19 protein-coding genes and 1 riboswitch are annotated in these 19588 nt (G+C 72.4%); of the genes, 6 read left to right on the top strand and 13 right to left on the bottom strand.

The features are described 5' to 3' along the window. Positions 1–61: 61 nt before the first annotated feature. The 4 genes from CSC62_RS08045 to CSC62_RS08030 are packed head-to-tail and all read left to right on the top strand — an operon-like array spanning position 62 to position 4801. A complete protein-coding gene (locus CSC62_RS08045; RefSeq protein ID WP_162405664.1) occupies positions 62–1804 on the top strand; it encodes a penicillin-binding protein activator in 1743 nt (580 codons plus the stop codon). A 3-nt stretch (positions 1805–1807) separates the two neighbouring features. After that, positions 1808–2212 (top strand): YraN family protein, encoded by a 405-nt coding sequence (locus CSC62_RS08040; RefSeq protein WP_162405663.1) that lies wholly within the window; start codon positions 1808–1810, stop codon positions 2210–2212. Between the two features lie 23 nt (positions 2213–2235). Continuing rightward, positions 2236–3621 carry an FAD-binding oxidoreductase gene (locus CSC62_RS08035; RefSeq protein ID WP_162405662.1) on the top strand — a complete coding sequence of 462 codons (1386 nt, stop codon included), beginning with the start codon at positions 2236–2238 and terminating at the stop codon, positions 3619–3621. 13 nt (positions 3622–3634) lie between these two features. After that, the gene (locus CSC62_RS08030) at positions 3635–4801 is read left to right on the top strand and encodes a MalY/PatB family protein (RefSeq protein WP_162405661.1); all 1167 of its coding nucleotides are present in this window, start codon (positions 3635–3637) and stop codon (positions 4799–4801) included. 19 nt (positions 4802–4820) lie between these two features. Here CSC62_RS08030 and thiL read toward each other — a convergent pair whose 3' ends face one another. The 5 genes from thiL to CSC62_RS08005 all read right to left on the bottom strand — a co-directional run bounded on the left by thiL (position 4821) and on the right by CSC62_RS08005 (position 8578). After that, positions 4821–5798 (bottom strand): thiamine-phosphate kinase, encoded by a 978-nt coding sequence (gene thiL / locus CSC62_RS08025; protein ID WP_162405660.1) that lies wholly within the window; start codon positions 5796–5798, stop codon positions 4821–4823. A 44-nt stretch (positions 5799–5842) separates the two neighbouring features. Further along, positions 5843–6319 (bottom strand): transcription antitermination factor NusB, encoded by a 477-nt coding sequence (gene nusB, locus CSC62_RS08020; RefSeq protein ID WP_162405659.1) that lies wholly within the window; start codon positions 6317–6319, stop codon positions 5843–5845. After that, positions 6316–6783, bottom strand: coding sequence for a 6,7-dimethyl-8-ribityllumazine synthase (gene ribH / locus CSC62_RS08015; protein WP_162405658.1), 468 nt, complete (start codon positions 6781–6783; stop codon positions 6316–6318). Before ribH ends, nusB begins: the two co-directional genes overlap by 4 nt. Before the next feature lie 77 nt (positions 6784–6860). Next, a complete protein-coding gene (gene ribB, locus CSC62_RS08010) occupies positions 6861–7955 on the bottom strand; it encodes a 3,4-dihydroxy-2-butanone-4-phosphate synthase (protein ID WP_162405657.1) in 1095 nt (364 codons plus the stop codon). After that, on the bottom strand, positions 7952–8578 hold the full coding sequence (locus tag CSC62_RS08005) for a riboflavin synthase (RefSeq protein WP_162405656.1): 627 nt from the start codon (positions 8576–8578) through the stop codon (positions 7952–7954). The genes ribB and CSC62_RS08005 overlap by 4 nt, the downstream gene beginning before the upstream one ends. A 170-nt stretch (positions 8579–8748) precedes the next feature. Next, positions 8749–8964: riboswitch (FMN riboswitch) on the bottom strand. 167 nt (positions 8965–9131) lie between these two features. Between CSC62_RS08005 and CSC62_RS08000 the strand changes: the two genes are divergently transcribed. Continuing rightward, positions 9132–9758, top strand: a complete 627-nt coding sequence (locus CSC62_RS08000; RefSeq protein ID WP_162405655.1) for a hypothetical protein — start codon at positions 9132–9134, stop codon at positions 9756–9758. A gap of 51 nt (positions 9759–9809) precedes the next feature. Here the strand turns inward: CSC62_RS08000 and ribD are convergent, their stop codons facing one another. The 6 genes from ribD to CSC62_RS07970 all read right to left on the bottom strand — a co-directional run bounded on the left by ribD (position 9810) and on the right by CSC62_RS07970 (position 15168). Next, positions 9810–10910 carry a bifunctional diaminohydroxyphosphoribosylaminopyrimidine deaminase/5-amino-6-(5-phosphoribosylamino)uracil reductase RibD gene (ribD, locus tag CSC62_RS07995; RefSeq protein WP_162405654.1) on the bottom strand — a complete coding sequence of 367 codons (1101 nt, stop codon included), beginning with the start codon at positions 10908–10910 and terminating at the stop codon, positions 9810–9812. Positions 10911–10956: 46 nt separating this feature from the next. Beyond that, the gene (locus CSC62_RS07990; RefSeq protein WP_162405653.1) at positions 10957–11436 is read right to left on the bottom strand and encodes a GNAT family N-acetyltransferase; all 480 of its coding nucleotides are present in this window, start codon (positions 11434–11436) and stop codon (positions 10957–10959) included. Between the two features lie 8 nt (positions 11437–11444). Next, positions 11445–11993 carry a transcriptional regulator NrdR gene (nrdR, locus tag CSC62_RS07985; RefSeq protein WP_162405652.1) on the bottom strand — a complete coding sequence of 183 codons (549 nt, stop codon included), beginning with the start codon at positions 11991–11993 and terminating at the stop codon, positions 11445–11447. A 129-nt stretch (positions 11994–12122) separates the two neighbouring features. Further along, the gene (gene glyA, locus CSC62_RS07980; RefSeq protein WP_162405651.1) at positions 12123–13376 is read right to left on the bottom strand and encodes a serine hydroxymethyltransferase; all 1254 of its coding nucleotides are present in this window, start codon (positions 13374–13376) and stop codon (positions 12123–12125) included. Between the two features lie 129 nt (positions 13377–13505). Next, positions 13506–14366, bottom strand: a complete 861-nt coding sequence (locus CSC62_RS07975) for a bifunctional transcriptional activator/DNA repair enzyme AdaA (protein WP_425502000.1) — start codon at positions 14364–14366, stop codon at positions 13506–13508. A gap of 34 nt (positions 14367–14400) precedes the next feature. Beyond that, the gene (locus tag CSC62_RS07970) at positions 14401–15168 is read right to left on the bottom strand and encodes an SDR family oxidoreductase (protein ID WP_162405649.1); all 768 of its coding nucleotides are present in this window, start codon (positions 15166–15168) and stop codon (positions 14401–14403) included. Positions 15169–15389: 221 nt separating this feature from the next. Here CSC62_RS07970 and ettA point away from each other — a divergent pair, with 221 nt between their 5' ends. Further along, positions 15390–17054, top strand: coding sequence for an energy-dependent translational throttle protein EttA (ettA, locus tag CSC62_RS07965; RefSeq protein WP_162405648.1), 1665 nt, complete (start codon positions 15390–15392; stop codon positions 17052–17054). A gap of 117 nt (positions 17055–17171) precedes the next feature. Here the strand turns inward: ettA and CSC62_RS07960 are convergent, their stop codons facing one another. Together CSC62_RS07960 and CSC62_RS07955 are read right to left on the bottom strand one after the other, a co-directional pair. Beyond that, positions 17172–17870, bottom strand: a complete 699-nt coding sequence (locus CSC62_RS07960) for a DUF6445 family protein (protein WP_162405647.1) — start codon at positions 17868–17870, stop codon at positions 17172–17174. A gap of 7 nt (positions 17871–17877) precedes the next feature. Then, entirely contained in the window at positions 17878–19515 is a 1638-nt protein-coding gene (locus CSC62_RS07955) for a tryptophan halogenase family protein (RefSeq protein WP_246194288.1), read from the bottom strand. Between the last annotated feature and the right edge of the window lie 73 nt (positions 19516–19588).

The following is a 19588-nucleotide window of genomic DNA, read 5'->3' as shown; positions in this document are numbered from 1 at the left end:
TCCGGGTAAAGGTAGAATCCTAAGCCCTTTCCCCCGGCAGGCCCGGCTCCGACGGATGGACATGCACACGAACGCGCGACTGGCCCCGATCCCGAACCGCCTGCGCTGGCTGGTGCCCGGCCTGGCCCTCCTGCTGGCCGCCGGCTGCGCCACCGTGGCCACCGCGCCGGTCGCCGCGCCGGACCACGCCGCCGCCCTGGCCCAGCTCGAACAGGGCCAGGCGCAGGAAGCCGCCCAGCGCCTGGAGACCCTGGCCCTCGCCGCCAAGGGCACGCCGCGCAATGCCCTGCTGGCCGACGCCGCTTTCGCCTGGCACGAGGCCGGCGACGATACCCGCGCGCGCAGCCTGCTGGCCCAGCTCGATCCGCGCCGGCTCACCGGCGCCAGCCGCGCCCGCCTGTCCCTGCTCAATGCCGAGCTGGCCCCGGCCGCGCAGCAGCCCGGCCAGGTGCAGGCCGCGCTGGTCGGCGACCCGGCCTACCTGGCCGTGCCCTTGCAGGCCCGCTGGCACGTGGCCGCGGCAGCCGCGTACGAAGCCGCCGGCGACGCCCTCGGTGCGGCCTCGGCCCGCGCCCGCGCCGAAGCCGGCCTGCAGGGCGATGCCCGCGACCAGAACCGGCGCGCGATCGAGCGGCTGCTGTCCTCGCTCGACAACGCCACCCTCGCCGCCCGTGCCGCCGCCCTGCCGGCCGGGGACCCCTTGTACAACTTCGCCGCCCGCGCCCTGGTCCGCCGCGGCCTGCCCTTGCCGCGCCCGTTCGACCAGGGCCAGGCCTGGAACTTCGACCAGCGCCCGCCCGGCGCCTCCGACGGCTACCGCCCGCCGCGCCGGCTGGCGGTGCTGCTGCCGCTGTCCGGGCAGCTGGCCACCGCCGCCGCGCCGGTGCGCGACGGCCTGCTCGCCGGCTACTACGGCGAGAACCGCCAGCGTCCCGAGGTCGTCTTCTACGACACCGCCGGCACCCCGGCCGGCGCCGTTGCCGCCTACGCCCGCGCGGTGTCGGAGGGCAGCGACTTCGTCGTCGGCCCGCTCGGCCGCGACGAGGTGACCGCGGTCTACCGCGAGTCGGCGCTGAACGTGCCCGGCCTGGCCCTGAACCGCGCCAGCGTCGCGCCGCCGCCGGGCCACGCGATGTTCTCGCTGGCTCCCGAGGACGACGGCCTGGCCGCCGCCGACTACCTGCTCGCGCGCGAGCACCGCCAGGTGCTGGTGCTGGCCGGCCAGGACGAGAACGGCAGGCGCGCGGCCGAAGCCTTCGCCAGCCGGCTGGCCGAGCGCGGCGGCAAGGTCGCCGCCACGGTCACCGTGTCCGAGCAGCCGGCCAACCTCGCCGCCCAGCTCGCGCAGGCGGCCGCGGCCGGGGCCGACTCGGTGTTCCTGGCCGTGCGCGGCCCGCAGGCCCGCGCCCTGGCGCCGCAGATGGCCCTGGCCGGCTTCGCCGCGCGCACCCGGGTGGGCACCTCGCAGCTGACCTCCGGCACCGGCAAGGCTGAGGAGGACGTGGTCCTCGACGGCATCGTGTTCCCGACCGAGGCCTGGAGCTCGCGCGGCGCCGCCGGCCTGCCCCAGGCCAGCCTGGCCGCCGCAGCCCTGCCGACCGCGCGCGGCCCGGCCGCCCGCCTGTTCGCGTTCGGCTACGACGCCTGGCGGATCAGCGCCTACCTCGAACGCCTGGCCACCCGCGCCGACGGCGAGCTGCGCGGCGCCACCGGCGACCTACGCCTGGACGGCTTCGGCAACGTGGTCCGCCAGCCGGCCTGGGCCACCTTCAGCGGCGGCGTGCCGGTGCCGCTGGCGCGCTGAGCCATGCCCGCGCGCGGCCCACGGACGGGCGGCGCCGACCTCGACCGCCGCGCCCGCGGGGCCAAGGTCGAAGCGGCGGCGCGCGCGCATCTGGAATGCGCCGGCCTGCGCACCCTGGCCGCCAACGTCGGCTACCGCGGCGGCGAGCTGGACCTGGTGATGCGCGACGGCGACGCTTTGGTGTTCGTCGAGGTGCGCTACCGCGCCTCGGCCGCCTTTGGCGGCGGCTTCGCCTCGGTCGACCACGGCAAGCGCCGCAAGCTGGTCCGCGCCGCGCAGCTCTATCTCCTCTCGCATCCGCGGCTGGCCGGGCTGCCCTGCCGCTTCGACGTGGCCGAGGCCAGCGGCGACCCGGACGCGCCCCAGATCCGCTGGTTGAAGGATGCGTTCCGGCTGGACGACGTCTGAGCCGCGCCACCTACAATCGCGGCATGACCAACGCCCTGCCTGACGCCCTCGACGCCGAACTGTCCGCCCTGCTCGGCGCGGAGGGATGGCGCACCGACGAGGCCGCCCGCCGTGCCCATGGCGAGGACGACTCGCGCCAGTGGGCCATGCCCGCCGCGGTCGCCACCCCCCGCGACCGCGACCAGGTCGCCGCCATCGTCCGCGCCTGCCGCAGCCACCGCGTCCCGATCGTCGCCCGCGGCGCCGGCACCGGCACCGCCGCGGCCGCCGTGCCTTTCGCCGGCGGCGTGGTCGTCTCCTTCGCCCGCATGGACCGGATCCTCGAGATCCGTCCCGGCGACCGCTGCGCCGTGGTCGAACCGGGCGTGCTCAACGGCGACCTGCAGCAGGCGCTGCAGCCGCACGGCCTGTTCTGGCCGCCCGACCCCTCCAGCGCCGAACGCTGCACCATCGGCGGCAACCTGGCCTGCAATGCCGGCGGACCGCGCGCGGTGAAGTACGGCGCCACCCGCGACAACGTCCTCGGCCTGGTCGCGGTGACCGGCACCGGCGAGACGATCCGCTGCGGCGGTCCCTGGACCAAGGACGCCACCGGCTACGACCTCACCCATCTGGTCGTCGGCAGCGAGGGCACCCTGGCCCTGGTGGTCGAGGCCACCCTGCGCCTGGCGCCGCGCCCGGCCGCGCAGGCCGGGCTGCGCGCGTTCTACCGCGACGCGGCCAGTGCCGCGGCCGCGGTCTCGCGGCTGATGCGCCAGCCGCAGGTGCCGGCGATGCTGGAATTCATGGACCGCGCGGCCATCGCCCTGCTCCGGCACCAAGGCACCGAGGTGCCCGAAGCCGGGGCGATGCTGCTGGTCGAGGCCGATGGCGACCACGACACCCTGCCCTACGCCCTGCAGGCGCTGGCCGAGGCCGCCGAAGGCGACGGCCTGCTCGAACTGGACGTGGCCGCCGACGGCGCCGCGCGCGACCGCCTGTGGGCCGCGCGCAAGGCATTGTCGCCGGCGTTGCGCACGATCGCCCCGGGCAAGATCAACGAGGACGTGGTGGTGCCGGTCTCGCGCATCCCCGACCTGGTCGCCGGGGTCGAGGCATTGGCCGCAGAGGCCGCGTTGCCGATCGTGGTCTTCGGCCATGCCGGCAACGGCAACCTGCACGTCAACATCATGTACCACCCCGACGACCCGGCCGAGGCCGCGCGCGCGCAGGCGGCTTTGCCACGGCTGTTCGCGCTGGTGATCGCGCTCGGCGGCACCCTGTCCGGCGAGCACGGGATCGGGGTGGCCAAGCGCGAGTACATGGTCCAGGCCTTCGACCCGGCGACCCTGGCGGCGATGCGCGCGGTCAAGGCGGCGCTGGACCCGGACGGCATCCTCAATCCCGGCAAGGTGCTGCCGCCCGCGTAGGAGGGAATATCGCTTGGACAGTGCGGATTTCGACAACATCACCCTGGAACGGCTGCGCGCCGGCGGCGGGCTGAAGTGGCGCGCGTTCCCGGACTGCATCGGCGCCTTCGTGGCCGAGATGGATTTCGGCATCGCCCCGGCCATCCGCCAGGCCCTGCACCACGCGGTCGAGCACGGCCCGCTCGGCTACCTGTCGGCCGAGCGCGCGCACGCGCTCGCCGAGGCCTGCGCCCGCTGGCAACGCGGGCACCACGGCTGGGAGATCCCGGCATCGGCGATCCGCGCCGTGCCCGACGTGCTCACCGCGCTGGAGATCGTTTCGCGCCACTACCTGCCGGCCGGCGCGCCGGTGGCCTTGCCGGTGCCGTGCTACATGCCGTTCATTCCCCTGCTGCAGCTGCTCGGCAACCCGGTGGTGCAGGTGCCGATGCGACGCGACGACAACGGCTGGCGGCTGGACGAGGACGCGCTGGACGCGGCCTTCGCCGGCGGCGCGCGGATGCTGCTGCTGTGCAATCCGCACAATCCGATCGGCAAGGTCTACGGACGCGAGGAACTCCTGCGGATCGCCGCGATCGTCCAGCGCCACGATGCGCGGGTGTTCGCCGACGAGATCCACGCGCCGCTGGTGTTCGACGGCCAGCGCCACCTGCCCTACGCCGCGCTCTCGTCCGAGACGGCGCAGCAGGCGATCACCGCCGTGTCGGCCTCCAAGGCCTGGAACCTGGCCGGGCTGAAGTGCGCGCAATTGATATTCACCCGCGCGAGCGACCTGCAGCACTGGCGCGCGATCGGCCACTTCGCCGGCGGCGCGACCTCCACCCCGGGGGTGATCGCCCACATCGCGGCCTGGAGCGAAGGCGACGGCTGGCGACGGGAAGTCATGGACTACCTGCACGGCAACCGCGAGCTGCTCGGCCGCCTGCTGCGCGAACGCCTGCCGCAGGTCGGCTACCTGCCGCCTCAGGGCACCTACCTGGCCTGGCTGGACTGCCGCGCGCTCGGACTGGAGCAAGCCCCGCACCTGTTCTTCCGCCGCCACGCGCAGGTGGCCCTGACCGACGGTGGCGAGTGCGGCGACGGCGGCGACGGCCATGTGCGGCTGAACTTCGCCATGCCCCGGCCCCTGCTGGCCGAGGCGGTCGAGCGCATGGCCGAGGCGGTGGCGCAGCACCTGTAGGAGCCGGCCTTGCCGGCTCCTACAGGAAGTGGACGTAACCAGTGCGCGGCGGGCGCCAGTCGCTGCCGTCGCCGGCCAGCGCGCGCACGCCCTGGCCGGCGACGATCCGGCCGATGCGGGTGCCGTCGACGCCGGCCTGCTCCAGCGCCAGACGCACCGGCTCGCGCAGCCCGGGCGGCGCGGTGAAGCACAGCTCGTAGTCGTCGCCGCCGGCAGCCTGCAGCGCGGGTGCGTCGTCGCCGAACACCCGGCGCAGGGCCCCGGACGCCGGCAATGCCGCGACCGCGATTTCCGCGCCCACGCCGCTGCGTGCGCAGACGTGGCCGAGGTCGGCGAGCAATCCATCGGACACGTCGACGCAGGCATGGGCCAGGCCCAGCAAGGCGCGCCCGGCCGCGACCCGTGGCGCCGGCCGGTCCAGCCGCGCGGCGAGGAAGGCCGCGTCGGCGGCGTCCACCGTCGGCACGACGCCCGAAGGCGAAGGCAGATGGCCGCCCAGGACCAGCGCGGCGGCGGCATCGCCGAGGGTGCCGGTGACCCAGACGTCATCGCCGATCCGGGCGCGGTCGCGGCGCAGGGCGGCGCCGGCTTCCACGTGGCCCATCGCGGTCACCGCGATCGACAGCGGGCCGCGGGTGGTGTCGCCGCCGGCCAGGGCGATGCCCTGCGCGGTGGCCAGGCCGAGGAAGCCGTCGAGGAAGCCATCCACCCAGCCGGCGTCGGCCTGCGGCAGGGACAGCGACAGCGTGCACCAGGCCGGGCGGGCGCCCATCGACGCCAGGTCGGAAAGATTGGCGGCCAAAGCCTTCCAGCCGATGTCGGCCGCGGCAGTGGCGGCGGGGAAATGCACGCCGGCGTTTAGGGTGTCGGCGGTGACCGCCAGCTCGTGGCCGGCCGGCACGCGCAGCAGGGCGGCGTCGTCGCCGATCCCCAGGACGATGTCGTCGCGCCCGGCGGCGCGGGCGCGGATGCTCTCGATCAGGTCGAATTCGGCCATGCGCGCATCATGCCGGGTCGGCCGGCGTGCGGCAGTCGCGAGGCTCAGCCGCGGCCGCCGCCGCGACCCACCTGGACCTCGGCCACGCGCCATTCGGCGCTGGCCTGGTCGAGCACGCCGTTGACGTAGGTGTGGCCGTGCTCGGAGCCGAAGCGCTTGGCGATCTCGATCGCCTCGTTGAGCACCACCCGGTAGGGCACGTCGGGACGGTGCAGCAGTTCGTAGGCGGCCAGGCGCAGGACCGCGCGCTCGATCGCGTCCACTTCCTCGACGGTGCGGTCCAGGTAGGGGGCCAGGGCGGCATCCAGGCCGGCGCGCTCGGCGAGCACGCCGCGGACCAGGTCCTCGAAGTAGACCAGGTCGGCCACTTCGTGCGCCTGCTCGTGGGCGAACTGGGCCAGCAGCTGCTGCAGGTTGCCGCCGGAGATCTGCCAGGCGTAGACGGCCTGCAGGGCGCGGCGGCGGGCGCGGGCGCGCAGGACCGGATCGACGCCGGTGCGGGGGCGGGACGGACGGTTCATGGCAGGCGCTCCAGCAGGTTGACCATTTCCAGCGCCGCCAGCGCGGCCTCTTCGCCCTTGTTGCCGTGGCTGCCGCCGGCGCGGGCCTCTGCGTCCTCGAACCGCTCCACCGCCAGCACGCCGTTGAGCACCGGCACCCCGGTGTCCAGGGCCACGCGCATCAGGCCTTCGGCGCACAGGTCGGCGACGTGCTCGTAGTGGCGGGTGTCGCCGCGGACCACGCAGCCGAGCACGACCAGGGCCTGGTGGTTGCCGGCCGCGGCCAGCTTCTGCGCGGCCATCGGCAGCTCCCAGGCGCCGGGCAGGCGGACCACGTCGACCGCGTCCTCGGGCACGCCGTTGTCGGCCAGGCAGCGGCGGGCGCCGGCCACCAGGGCGTCGGTGATGCGGGCGTTCCAGCGGCTCGCCAGGATCGCGAAGCGGGCGCCGGCCGGGAGCCGGAGGTCGCCTTCGTACAGGGTCATGGGATCGGGGGTCCTCGAGGGTCGGACAGTTTACCGGACGCGGGTACGGGGAATGGGATGCCCTCCCCCTCCCGCCCCTACGGGGATGCGTACTCCACGACCTCCAGGCCGTAGCCGGACAGGCCGACCTGGCGGCGCGGAGTGCCGAGCACGCGCAGCCGGCCCAGGCCGAGGTCGGCCAGGATCTGGGCACCCGCGCCATTCCGACGCCAGTGGCCGACGTCCTTGCTGTTGGCCTTCACCTCCGGTTGCTTGCGCAGGCGGGCGAGCAGGGCCTCGGCGTTGCGTGGCTCCGACAGCACCACCATCACCCCCTGGCCTTCGGCGGCAATCGCGCGCAGGGCGTCGGTGGCGGCCACGCCGAAGTCGTCGCGGCGCCAGTGCAGCAGGTCGCTGAGCGGGTTCTCGACCTGGACCCGGACCAGGGTCGGGGTGTCGTGGCCGGGCGTGCCGCGGACCAGGGCGAAGTGCAGCTCGTGGGCGATCCGGTCGCGGTAGGTGAGCAGCCGGAACGGGCCGAACTCGGTGTCGATCTCGCGCTCGTCGATCCGCTCGACGGTGTGCTCGGTGGCCAGCCGCCAGGCGATCAGGTCCGCGATCGAGCCCATCTTCAGGCCGTGCTCGCGGGCGAACACCTCCAGTTCCGGGCGGCGGGCCATGCTGCCGTCGGCGTTCATCACCTCCACCAGCACCCCGGCCGGCTCCAGTCCGGCGAGCATCGGCAGGTCGCTGGCGGCCTCGGTGTGGCCGGCGCGGGTGAGCACCCCACCGGGCTGGGCGGTCAGCGGGAAGATGTGGCCGGGCTGGCTCAGGTCCGCCGGGCGCGCGTCCGGGCGCACGGCGGTGCGCACGGTATGGGCGCGGTCGTAGGCGGAGATGCCGGTGGTCACGCCCTCGGCCGCCTCGATGCTGACGGTGAAGTTGGTGTGGAACTGGGCGGTGTTGGTCTGCACCATCGGCGCCAGCCCGAGCTGGGCGCAGCGCTCGCGGGTCAGCGACAGGCAGACCAGGCCGCGGGCATGGGTGACCATGAAGTTGATGTCGGCCGGGCGCACCAGTTCGGCGGCCATGATCAGGTCGCCTTCGTTCTCGCGATCCTCGTCGTCGACGATCACCACCATGCGGCCGGCACGGATCTCCTCCAGCAGTTCTGGGACGGGTGCGAAGCTCATGCGCCGGCTCCTTCATCGGCAGCCTGCCCGCCGCGCGCGCCGAGCAGGCGCTCGACGTAGCGGGCGACCAGGTCGATCTCCAGGTTGACCGCATCGCCCACCCGGGTCTCCGAGAACCGGGTGTGGGCGACGGTGTGCGGAATCAGCGCGACCTCGAAACCCTCCCCGTCCACGGCGTTGACCGTGAGGCTGACGCCGTCCACGCAGATCGAGCCCTTCTTCGCGATGTACTTCAGCAGGGGCGCCGGCGCGGCGAAGCGCCAGCGCTGGGCGCGCGCGTCCTCGTGCACCGACAGCACCCGGCCGACGCCGTCGACGTGGCCGCTGACCAGGTGTCCGCCGAGGCGGTCGCTCGGGCGCATCGCCCGTTCCAGGTTCAGCGCCGCGCCTTCGGCCAGGGCGCCGAGCGTGGTCAGGCCGAGGGTCTCGGTGGAGGCGTCGGCCTGGAACGAGCCGGCGTCGAACGCGACCACGGTCAGGCACACGCCGTTGACCGCGATGCTCTCACCGAGCTGGACATGCTCGAACGGCAGCGAGCCGGTGGCGAAGCTGAAGCGCACGTCGCCACCGCGCGGCTCGCGCGCGGCCAGGCGGCCGACGCCCTCGATGATGCCGGTGAACATCAGCGCACCTCCCGGCGACGCGCGCGGCAGGCCGGTGGGTGCGGGGAAGCGGCCGGCAAACGGCTGGCGGCGGGGATTGCGATGGTGTCGGGCTGCATCTCGTTTTCCGCGGAGTGAATGCGAAAAACGCCCAAGGGCATGCAGGCACGCCTCCGCTGGAACGGATGCGGCCGCGTCTTCTTTCATCCGGACTGTGGGATGCGGCGCAGGCCGCATCGCAACCGTCGGCTCCGGCATCGGACCGGATCTGCTGACCCGCCGCAGACAGCCCACCCGGGCATGTGCGGGGAGCTCCTGCGGCAGCGCTCGCGGGCTCGCGCCGGATCCGGTGAGGGATGCTGGCGCCTACCGCCGGTGGGGAATTCCACCCCGCCCTGAAGACGTTCGTTTCTGGTTTTGGGGTGCCGGTTGACCGGCGCGGCATTCTAGCACCGCGCTCCCTTGTGCCCGGGCCCGTAAATTAATTGTTAAAATACGCCGGCGGTCACGGTCGACCGCTCTTGCCCACCCGCAACGGGAGGGCGACATGGACTTCTTTCGGGAGATTCAACACATGCGTACCCTCATTGCAGCCGCCCTGCTGGCCGCCATGCCTTTCACCGCGGCCGCCGCCGACGGCCTCAGCTACACCTACGTCGAGGCCGGCTGGAACAAGGTCGAGATCAACGACGACTGGCTGGGCGATCCGGACGGCGACGGTGGCTACCTGCGCGGCTCGTTCGCCATCGCCGACAACGTGCACCTGTTCGGCGGCTACTCGGTCGCCTCCAAGACCTACCGCTACGACGATGCGCGGGTGAAGTACGAAGTGGCCCAGCCGGAGTTCGGCATCGGCTACCACCAGGCGTTCACCGATCGCCTGGACTTCACCGCCGACCTGGCCTGGCTGCGCCTGAACGCCGAGGCCAAGATTTCCGGGACCGGCGACGCGGACCTGGACGGCACCTACAAGGACCACGTCAACGGCGGCCGCGCCACGGTCGGCCTGCGCGGCAAGCCGTCCGCCCGCACCGAGCTGTGGGTCAAGGGCGGTTACATCGACGGCAGCGACTTCGAGGGTTCGTTCGCCGGCTACCTCGGCGGCCAGGTCAGCTTCAACCGCACCTGGGGCCTGGTCGGCGAAGTGGAAGTCATCGAGGACACCACCCGCTACAGCCTGGGCGTGCGCGCCAGCTTCTGAAGCATCGCACCGCGTGCGTGCCTGGCACGGAGGGCCCTGCGGGGCCCTTCGTCATTCCGGGCGCAGCAGGAGGCGGCGATCGTCGCCGACGGCGCGCTCCTCGACCAGGCGCAGGCGGACGGCCCCAGCCATGGCCTCGATGCCTAGCCCCGCGAACAGCGGCCGGGCGCCGTCGCCCAGCAGCAACGGCGCCTGGTACAGCAACAGCTCGTCGACCAGGCCGGCGCGCAGCAAGGCGCCGCACAGGGCCGGGCCGGCCTCGACCTGGACTTCGTTGATCCCGCGCGCGCCGAGCAGTTGCAGCGCCGCCGCCAGGTCGATGCGGCCGTCGCGCAGCGGCACCGTGGCGAACTCCGGTGCCGACGCGACGCCGATGCCCGCCGGCGGCACCACATCCGGCCCATGCAGGTACAGGGTCGGCGCCGCGGCGTCGCGGACATTTTCCCGCGCCAGGCTGCGCAGGCGGCCGTCGATCACGACCCGCAATGGCGGCAAAAATGCGGTGTCGCCACCCAGGCGTACGGTCAGCGCCGGGTCGTCGGCCAGCACGGTGTCGGCGCCGGTCAGGATCGCGCCGCTGCGCGCGCGCCAGCGCTGCACGTCGGCGCGCGCGGCCTGCCCGGTGATCCACTTCGATTCGCCGCTGGCCATCGCCGTGCGCCCGTCCAGGCTCGCGGCCAGCTTGATCCGTAGCCACGGCCGCCCGCGCTCGACCCGCGCGAGGAAGCCGCGGTTGAGCTCGCGCGCCTGCGCCTCGAGCAGACCCGAGGCCACCTCGATCCCGGCCGCCTGCAACAGGGCGAAGCCGGCGCCGTCCACCCGCGGGAACGGGTCGCGCATGGCCGCCACCACCCGGGCCACGCCGGCGGCCACCAGCGCCTCCGCGCAGGGCGGCGTGCGGCCATGGTGGGCGCAGGGCTCCAGGGTCACGTAGGCGGTGGCCCCGCGCGCGCGTTCTCCGGCCTGGCGCAGGGCGAAGACTTCCGCGTGCGGCTCGCCGGTGCGAGGATGCCAGCCCTCGCCGATCACCTCGCCATCGCGGACGAGCACGCAGCCGACCATGGGATTGGGCCGGGCGGTGTACAGGCCCAGCGCGGCCAGGCGCAGGGCGCGGGCCATCAGGGCGTGGTCGTTGGCGTCGAAACCGGTCATCGCGCCAGTCTGACAAACGCGGCCACGGCGGGCCAGCGCACCGGCCTCAGGCCACCGTGGCGCAGTCGATCGCCATCACCTGCAGGTGCAAGGGCCCGAGCGCGATCCGCTCATGCTCGCGCCACCCCAGGTGCCGGTACCAGTCCGCGACCGTGCCGGAGCAGTACAGGTACAGACAGCCGACGCCGAGCGCGGCGGCCTCGGCCCGGGCGCGCGCCACCAGGGCCTCGCCCACGCCGCGACCGCGCGCCGAAGGCCGCACGTACAGGCTGGCCAGCCAGGGCCGGTACTGGCGGATGTGCGGATGGTCCTCGTCCAGGAGGCTGACCGAACCGAGCCAGTCGCCGGCCGCGTCCAGGGCCAGCAGGGTGCACGGGATGGCGGCTTCCGCGCGCAGATGCGTGCGCAGCTCGGCGGCGGCATCGGCTACGGTCCAGCCCGGTTCCAGTGCGCCGAAGGCCTCGACGTGGGCCGCGGCCAGCGCCTCGATGTGGCCGGGATGGTCGCGCAGCCAGGCGATGCACATGCCGGCGGTCAGCGCTTCTTGTGCCGCTCGCCCTTGCCGCCGTGGCGGTCGATCGGCACCACCTCGCCGCCCTGCAGCAGGGGCAGCTGGCCGTTGTCGGCCGGCAGGTCGCGTTCCAGCTTCTCGATTTCCTCGCGGAAATCGGCCACGTCCTGGAAGCTGCGGTAGACCGAGGCGAAGCGCACGTAGCCGACGTGGTCGAGCTTGCGCAGTTCGTCCATCACGAACTCGCCGATCCGGCGCGAAGGCAGCTCGCGCTCGCCACTCATGCGCACGCTGTGGACCACCGCGCGCACCGCCGCCTCGATCTGCTCCTCGGAGACCGGGCGCTTCTGCAGGGCGCGATCGAAGCCGGTGCGCAGCTTGCGCGCGTCGAAGGCCTCGCGGCGGCCATCCCCCTTGACGATCGCCGGCAGCTTCAGCTCCACCGTCTCCAGGGTGCTGAAGCGCTCGCCGCAGGCCTCGCACTCGCGCCGGCGGCGGATGGTGGCGCCGTCCTCGGACACGCGCGAGTCGATCACGCGGGTGTCGGTGTGCTGGCAGTAGGGACAGTGCATGGCGGCGCTCGCAGGCTCAACGGGCGGCGTTGGCCGCCGGCCAAGCCTGCCACGGCCCGCCCGCGCGCGCAGCCCGGCCGGCGCGCCCGTTCAGGCGCGCGTCGGCGGTCCGCGGCGCGGCGCCCGGGCTCATCCGTAGACCGGATACTTCTTGCACTGCGCGGTCACCTTCTCGCGCACCGCGGCGAGCACGCCGGCGTCGTTCGGGGCGTCGAGCACGTCGGCGATCCAGTTGGCCAGGTCCACGCAGTCCTGCTCGGTGTAGCCGCGGGTGGTCACCGCGGGGGTGCCCAGGCGCAGGCCCGAGGTCACGAACGGCGAGCGCGGGTCGTTGGGCACCGAGTTCTTGTTGACGGTGATGTGGGCCTTGCCCAGCGCGGCTTCCGCGTCCTTGCCGGACACGTCCTTGCCGATCATGTCCACCAGCATCAGGTGGTTCTGGGTGCCGCCGGAAACGATCTTGTAGCCGCGCGCGATCAGGGTGTTGGCCATCGCCTGGGCGTTCTTCACCACCTGCTGCTGGTAGGCCTTGAAGCCCGGCTCCAGCGCTTCCTTGAACGCCACCGCCTTGGCGGCGATCACGTGCATCAGCGGGCCGCCCTGGATGCCCGGGAACACGATCGACTGCAGCTTCTTCTCGATCTCCTCGCCCGCGTCCAGGGCCAGGATGATGCCGCCGCGCGGGCCGCGCAGGGTCTTGTGGGTGGTGGAGGTGACCACGTGCGCGTGCGGCAGCGGGTTCGGGTACACGCCGGCGGCGACCAGGCCGGCGACGTGGGCCATGTCCACGAACAGCCAGGCACCGACCTTGTCGGCGATGGCGCGGAAGCGCGCCCAGTCCATCACCTGCGAGTAGGCCGAGAAGCCGGCCACGATCATCTTCGGCTTGTGCTCGACGGCCAGGCGCTCGATCTCGTCGTAGTCGAGCAGGCCCTGGTCGTTCACCCCGTACTGGACGGCGTTGAAGATCTTGCCCGAGGCATTGACCTTGGCGCCGTGGGTCAGGTGGCCGCCATGGGCCAGCGACATGCCCAGGATGGTGTCGCCGGGCTGCAAGAGGGCGAAGTACACCGCCTGGTTGGCCTGCGAGCCGGAATGCGGCTGGACGTTGGCGTAGCTGGCGCCAAACAGCTGCTTCAGGCGGTCGATCGCCAGCTGCTCGGCCACGTCCACGTATTCGCAGCCGCCGTAGTAGCGCTTGTGCGGATAGCCTTCGGCGTACTTGTTGGTCAGCTGGCTGCCCTGGGCCTCCATCACCGCCGGGCTGGCGTAGTTCTCGCTGGCGATCAGCTCGACGTGGTCCTCCTGGCGGCGGCACTCGTCGGCGATGGCCTTGGCCAGTTCGGGATCGTAGGTTTCGAGGCGGACGTCGCGGGAGTACATCGGCAGCTCCTGGCGGGGCGAGGGGAAGGAGGAAGCCGGGTATTGTAAGCGGCCGCCGCCGGGGCCGACGAATCCGGATGCGGCTGCAACCGCCGCCCGGCGCCCTCCCGCGCGATCCGCGGGCACCGCCTACGCGGACGCGGCCTCGCGGTCCAGCAGGGCGCGCTTGCGCTCCACGCCCCAGGCATAGCCGGACAGGGCGCCGTCACTGCGCACCACGCGGTGGCAGGGCACGGCCACCGCCAGCGCGTTGGCGGCGCACGCCCCGGCCACTGCGCGACTGGCGCCGGGCCGGCCGAGCCGGCGCGCCAGCTCGGCGTAGGACACGGTGACCCCGGCCGGGACCTGCCGCAGCGCCTGCCAGACCCGCTGCTGGAAGGCGGTGCCGCGGATGTCCAGGGGCAGTTCCAGACCCAGGCGCGGGGCCTCGACGAAGCCGACCACCCGTGCCACCAGCGCCTCGTAGCCGGTATCGCCGCCGACCAGCTCGGCCTGCGGGAAGCGGTCCTGGAGATCGCGGACCAGGGCGGCGGCATCGTCGCCCAGGGTGATGGCCACCACCCCGCGCGCGCTGGAGGCGACCAGCAGCGCCCCCAGCGAGGTCTGCGCGACCGCGAACAGCAGCCGCTCGCCGCGGCCGCCGGCCCGGTAGTGGCCCGGGGCCATGCCCAGCAGCCGGGTGGCCTGCTCGTAGAAGCGGCTGCTGGAGCCGAAGCCGGCCGCGTAGATCGCGTCGGTCACCCGCCCACCCTCGCCCAGGCGGCCGCGGACCCGTCCTGCGCGGTGGGCGTCGGCATACTGCTTGGGCGTCAGCCCGGTGACCGCCTTGAAGCAGCGGTGCAGATAGCCGGGGCTGCAGCCCAGCGCCCGCGCCAGCGCGTCCAGCGAGGGCGCGGCCTCGGCCGACTCGATCAGCCGGCAGGCGCGGGCCACCCGTTCGTCGGCGGTCGCCCCGGTCCGGGGGATGGAAGCAGTTGCCCTCATGTCCATCGATTCTCTCCGCGACGCCAGCCTCGGCGCCAGCTCAGGTGCGCACCACCGAGACCCCGCCATCGACCCGCAGGGCGGTGCCGGTGACGAAGCTGGCCGCGTCCGAGGCCAAGAACAGCGCGGCCTGCGCGATCTCCTCCGGCCGCGCCAGCCGGCGCAGGGCGTGCAGGCCCTCGACGAAGGCCAGCGCCTCGGGTGTGGCGGCCGTTTCCCGGCCCATCGGGGTGTCGGTGCCGCCCGGCAGCAGGGCATTGGCGCGGATCCCGCGCGGCCCGTATTCGGCGGTGACGACCTGGGCCAGCGCCAGCAGGCCGGCCTTGCTGGCGGCATAGGCCGCCATGCCCGGGAACCCGACCGTGTGCCCGACGAAGGTGGAGGTGAACACGATCGAGCCGCCGCCCCGGCGCAGCATCGCCGGAATCTGCCGGCGCGCGCCGAGGAAGGCGCCGGTGAGGTTGGTGCGCAGCACCTGCTCCCAGGTGGCCGGCTCGATCTGCGCCAGCGGCGCGGTGGCGCCGGTGGTGCCGGCGTTGTTGAAGGCGATGTCCAGGCCGCCGAAGCGCACCTCGGCCAGTTCCACCAGCGCCGCGGCGAGGTCCTCGTCGCCGACGTCGCCCGCCAGCCCCGCCGCGCCGGGACCGAGCGCGGCGGCCTCGGCGACCACCGCGTCCAGCTCGGCCTGGCGGCGTCCGTTCAGGACTACGCAGGCGCCGTGCGCCGCGAACAGGCGTGCGGCGGCGCGGCCGATGCCCGAGGTGGCGCCGGTGATGAGGGCGACCTTGCCCGACAGCTGCTTGTCCATCCGTGATCTCCGCGTTCGGGGGTGCGGCCAGTCTGGGCGGCGGGCCGGGCGCGGACACTCCGTTTCTTGACCTGTCCGCGCTGGCAGCGGCCGCCGCCACGGGGACGCCGGACGCGCGCGCGCCGGCCTTGGCCGGGGCGATCCCCTATAATCGCCGCTTCCCCTTCCGTCCCCGCCTGTCCGCCCCCGCGGACCGGGCCGGACGCGCGCCAGGAGCCCGCATGTCCTCGCAGTACATCTACACCATGAACCGGGTGTCCAAGGTGGTCCCGCCCAAGCGGCAGATCATCAAGGACATCTCCCTGAGCTTCTTCCCGGGCGCCAAGATCGGCCTGCTGGGCCTGAACGGCGCCGGCAAGTCCACCGTGCTGAAGATCATGGCCGGGGTGGACAAGGACTTCGAGGGCGAGGCCCGCCCGCAGCCCGGGATCAAGGTCGGCTACCTGGAGCAGGAGCCGCGCCTGAACCCCGAGCAGACCGTGCGCGAGGCGGTCGAGGAAGGCGTCGGCGAGGTGCTGCAGGCCCAGGCCGCGCTGGACAAGATCTACGACGCCTACGCCGAGGAAGGCGCCGACTTCGACGCCCTGGCCAAGGAACAGGAGCGCCTGGAGGCGATCCTGGCCGCCGGCGACGCCCACACCCTGGAGAACCAGCTCGACGTGGCCGCCGATGCGCTGCGCCTGCCGCCGTGGGACGCGAAGATCGCCAACCTGTCCGGCGGCGAGAAGCGCCGCGTGGCCCTGTGCCGGCTTCTGCTGCAGAAGCCGGACATGCTTCTGCTCGACGAACCGACCAACCACCTCGACGCCGAGTCGGTGGAATGGCTGGAGCAGTTCCTGGCCCGCTACACCGGCACCGTGGTGGCCGTCACCCACGACCGTTACTTCCTCGACAACGCCGCCGAGTGGATCCTCGAGCTGGACCGCGGCCGCGGCATCCCGTGGAAGGGCAACTACACCGAGTGGCTGACCCAGAAGGACGAGCGCCTCAAGCAGGAAGAGAACCAGGAGAAGGCCCGCCAGAAGGCCATCCAGAAGGAACTGGAATGGGCGCGGCAGAACGCCAAGGGCGGCCGCTCCAAGGGCAAGGCGCGCCTGGCCCGCCTGGACGAGCTGCAGTCGGTCGACTACCAGAAGCGCAACGAGACCAACGAGATCTTCATCCCGCCCGGCGAGCGCCTGGGCAACTCGGTGATCGAGTTCAAGAACGTCAGCAAGAGGTTCGGCGAGCGCCTGCTGATCGACAACCTGTCGATGATCGTGCCGCCGGGCGCGATCGTGGGCATCATCGGTCCCAACGGCGCCGGCAAGTCGACCCTGTTCAAGATGATCACCGGCCAGGAGAAGCCCGACTCCGGCGAGATCGTGATCGGCCCGACGGTCAACCTGTCCTACGTGGACCAGAGCCGAGACAAGCTGGAAGGCAACCATAACGTCTTCCAGGAGATCGCCGGCGGCCTGGACATCCTCAACATCAACGGCATCGAGATCCAGTCGCGCGCCTACATCGGCCGCTTCAACTTCAAGGGCCAGGACCAGCAGAAGCTGGTCGGCTCGCTGTCCGGCGGCGAGCGCGGCCGCCTGCACATGGCCAAGACCCTGCTCCAGGGCGGCAATGTGCTGCTGCTGGACGAACCGTCCAACGACTTGGACATCGAAACCCTGCGCGCGCTGGAGGATGCCCTGCTCGAGTTCCCGGGCAACACCTTCGTGATCTCGCACGACCGCTGGTTCCTGGACCGCATCGCCACCCACATCATCGCCTTCGAGGGCGATTCGCACGTGGAGTTCTTCCAGGGCAACTACCGCGAGTACGAGGAAGACAAGAAGCGCCGCCTGGGCGACGACGCCGGCCCGAAGCGGCTGCGGTTCAAGGCGCTGAAGTAAGGCCTCCCTGCAACGGCCGCCTCGCGCGGCCGTTGCCTCTCCAGCACCTGCGCCGCCGGGCGTGGCCGGCACGCGGCCGCGGCGCAGCGCCCGCCGGCCATGGACCGGGCCACCGGATCACGGGATCACGTCGATGAAGGTATTGATCGACAGCCGGCCGGTCAGCGGGTCGGCCGGCGGCACGGCGAAGTTGTCGATCGTCGCCGAGTGCAGCGAGTTGCGCCGGTACATCACCAGCCGGTTGAATACTCCCTCGACCTGGTCGATGCGCTCGAACATCGGCGTGTCCTCGCCGATGTAACCCGGCCCCGGCGCATCCGTGCCCTCGCTTTCCTGCTGCAGTTGCCGGTAATAGGCCTCGTGCCGGCCTTCGTCCACGTATTCGAAACCGGTGGCACGGTGGCGGTAGAACGCGGTACCGCCCCAGTTGCCGTGAAACAGGTAGTGGACCGAGGCCAGCCCCTGGTGCGAAGCCGAGTCGATATGCGGGATCCTTTGCAGGAACACCAGCTGCTCCGGCGCCTGGGTGATCAGCGAGTAGTGGCAGGTCGGAAAGCGCAGGCGTCCCGGCCGCAGGCCGAAAACGTCCACCAGGAGCGGCTGCACCAGCCGCTCCAGGAAGACTTCGTACGAGGCCGGCGCCCGGGCACGGATGCCCGGGAAGAACGCGCCCTGGCGACTGAAGTCCAGGCGCGTGGCCTTGTGTACCAGCCGCTGCGGATCGGCCACCAGCTGGTCGATGACCAGCAGCGGTGCCCCTTCCGCGCCGATCCGCTGGACCTGGAGGCGCAGTCCGGGGTGGGCCTGGATCAGCATCCGCGCGTCACTGGGTCAGGCCTCCGCCGACGCCCGCGACCTTGCCGGTCACCCGCTCATGCTGGCGGGCGCGTGCGTACATCTGCTCCCAGGCCGAGGGTGGCGCCTTGCAGTAGCTGTCGATGAACTGCTCCTGGCTGGGCATGGCCGCCACGGCGGCATCGATTGGTTCGCGCACGCGCTCGAGCAGGCGCTTGAGATCGCTGTCCGACAGCGCGCGGGTCAGCGGATGGTGGCTGCGGGGCATCACGCCCTGGCCTAGCATGCAATGGGTCCAGGAGTCGATGCGGAACAGCTCGTCTTCTCCTTGCCACGCGTAGCCAGTCTCGCGGAACACCTGGATGCGCTCGGCCAGGCCCGGCGGCAGTTCCATTTCGCGGCACTGCTTCCACAGGGGCTCATCGCGCTGGTTGAGGTGGTAATGCATCACGACGAAGTCGCGCACGTGCTCCAGCTCCTCGCGGCTGACCTGGTTGAACCGGTCCACCGCCGCCTGGCTGATGCCCTCGGACGGGAAGAACTGCACCAGGCGGGTGACCGCGCTCAGGGTCAGGTGGATGCTGGTGGACTCCAGCGGCTCGATGAAGCCGCTCGCCAGGCCGAGCGCGATCACGTTCTTGTTCCAGGCCTTGCGCCGGCGCCCGGTGCGGAACGGGATGATCCACGGGTCGCGCAACGGCTTGGACGGGTTCTCGGCCAGCAGTTTGGCGGTCGCCTCGTCGTCGGACATGTGCGCATCGGAAAACACGATGCCGCACCCGATACGGTGCTGGAGCGAGATCTTCCAGTGCCAGCCGGCCTCGTGCGCGATCGCGCGCGTGTACGGCACGGCCGGTCCATCGGCTTCGGTCTGCAGCGCCACCGCGCGGTTGCTGGGCAGCCAGTGGTTCCAGTCCTCGTAGCCGGTGTGCAGCGCCTGCTCGCTCAGCAGCGCGCGCGCGCCGGTGCAGTCGATGAACAGGTCGCCCTCGATGACCTGCCCGTCCTCCAGCACCAGCGACCGCACGTAGCCGCTGTCCGGATCCTGGCGTACCTGGGCGATCTTGCCCTCGATGCGCTTGAGCCCGCGGCCCTCGCACTTGACGCGCATGAACGCGGCGTACAGCCCGGCGTCGAAGTGGTAGGCATAGCTCACATCCTTGCGCTCCATCGCCGTGGCCCCTTGGGTCCAGCGCATCGACCACTGCTGGGGGTTCTGGCCGGTATTGAACAGGGCGAAGCGGTCCTGGCGCGCGGCGACGGTCTCCAGGCAGTAGTCGCCCAGTTCGCTCTGCATGCCGCGGCGGCGGCTCTCCAGCCAGAACTGGTGGAAGTCGCACGACCAGGTGTTCACGCCGGTGGTGCCGAACGGATGGATGTAGCGCGAACCCGGGCGGATCCAGTTCTCGAACGAGATCGCCAGCTTGAAGCTGCCGGCGACCGAGCTGAGGAACTCGCGCTCGTCGATCTGCAGCAGCTTGTGGAATGTGCGGATGGTCGGGATCGTGGACTCGCCCACGCCGACGGTGCCGACCTGCTCCGACTCGACCAGGGTGATGTCGAGCAGGTCGCGAAACTGGTGGGTCAGCGCGCACGCCGTCACCCAGCCCGCGGTACCACCCCCGGCGATCACGACCTTGCGGATCCTGCCCTTCTCCGTTTCCACCACGTCCCCTCCCCGATTGCGTACCGAAAGCGTGCGGCCGGCGGCCGCGGTTGCCGGATGCGTGGCCCGCGTC

Source organism: Pseudoxanthomonas jiangsuensis (assembly GCF_010093185.1).
Taxonomy (GTDB): Bacteria; Pseudomonadota; Gammaproteobacteria; order Xanthomonadales; family Xanthomonadaceae; genus Pseudoxanthomonas; species Pseudoxanthomonas jiangsuensis.
The sequence above is the reverse complement of the archived record's forward strand: the minus strand, read 5'-3'. Positions and strand labels throughout refer to the sequence as shown.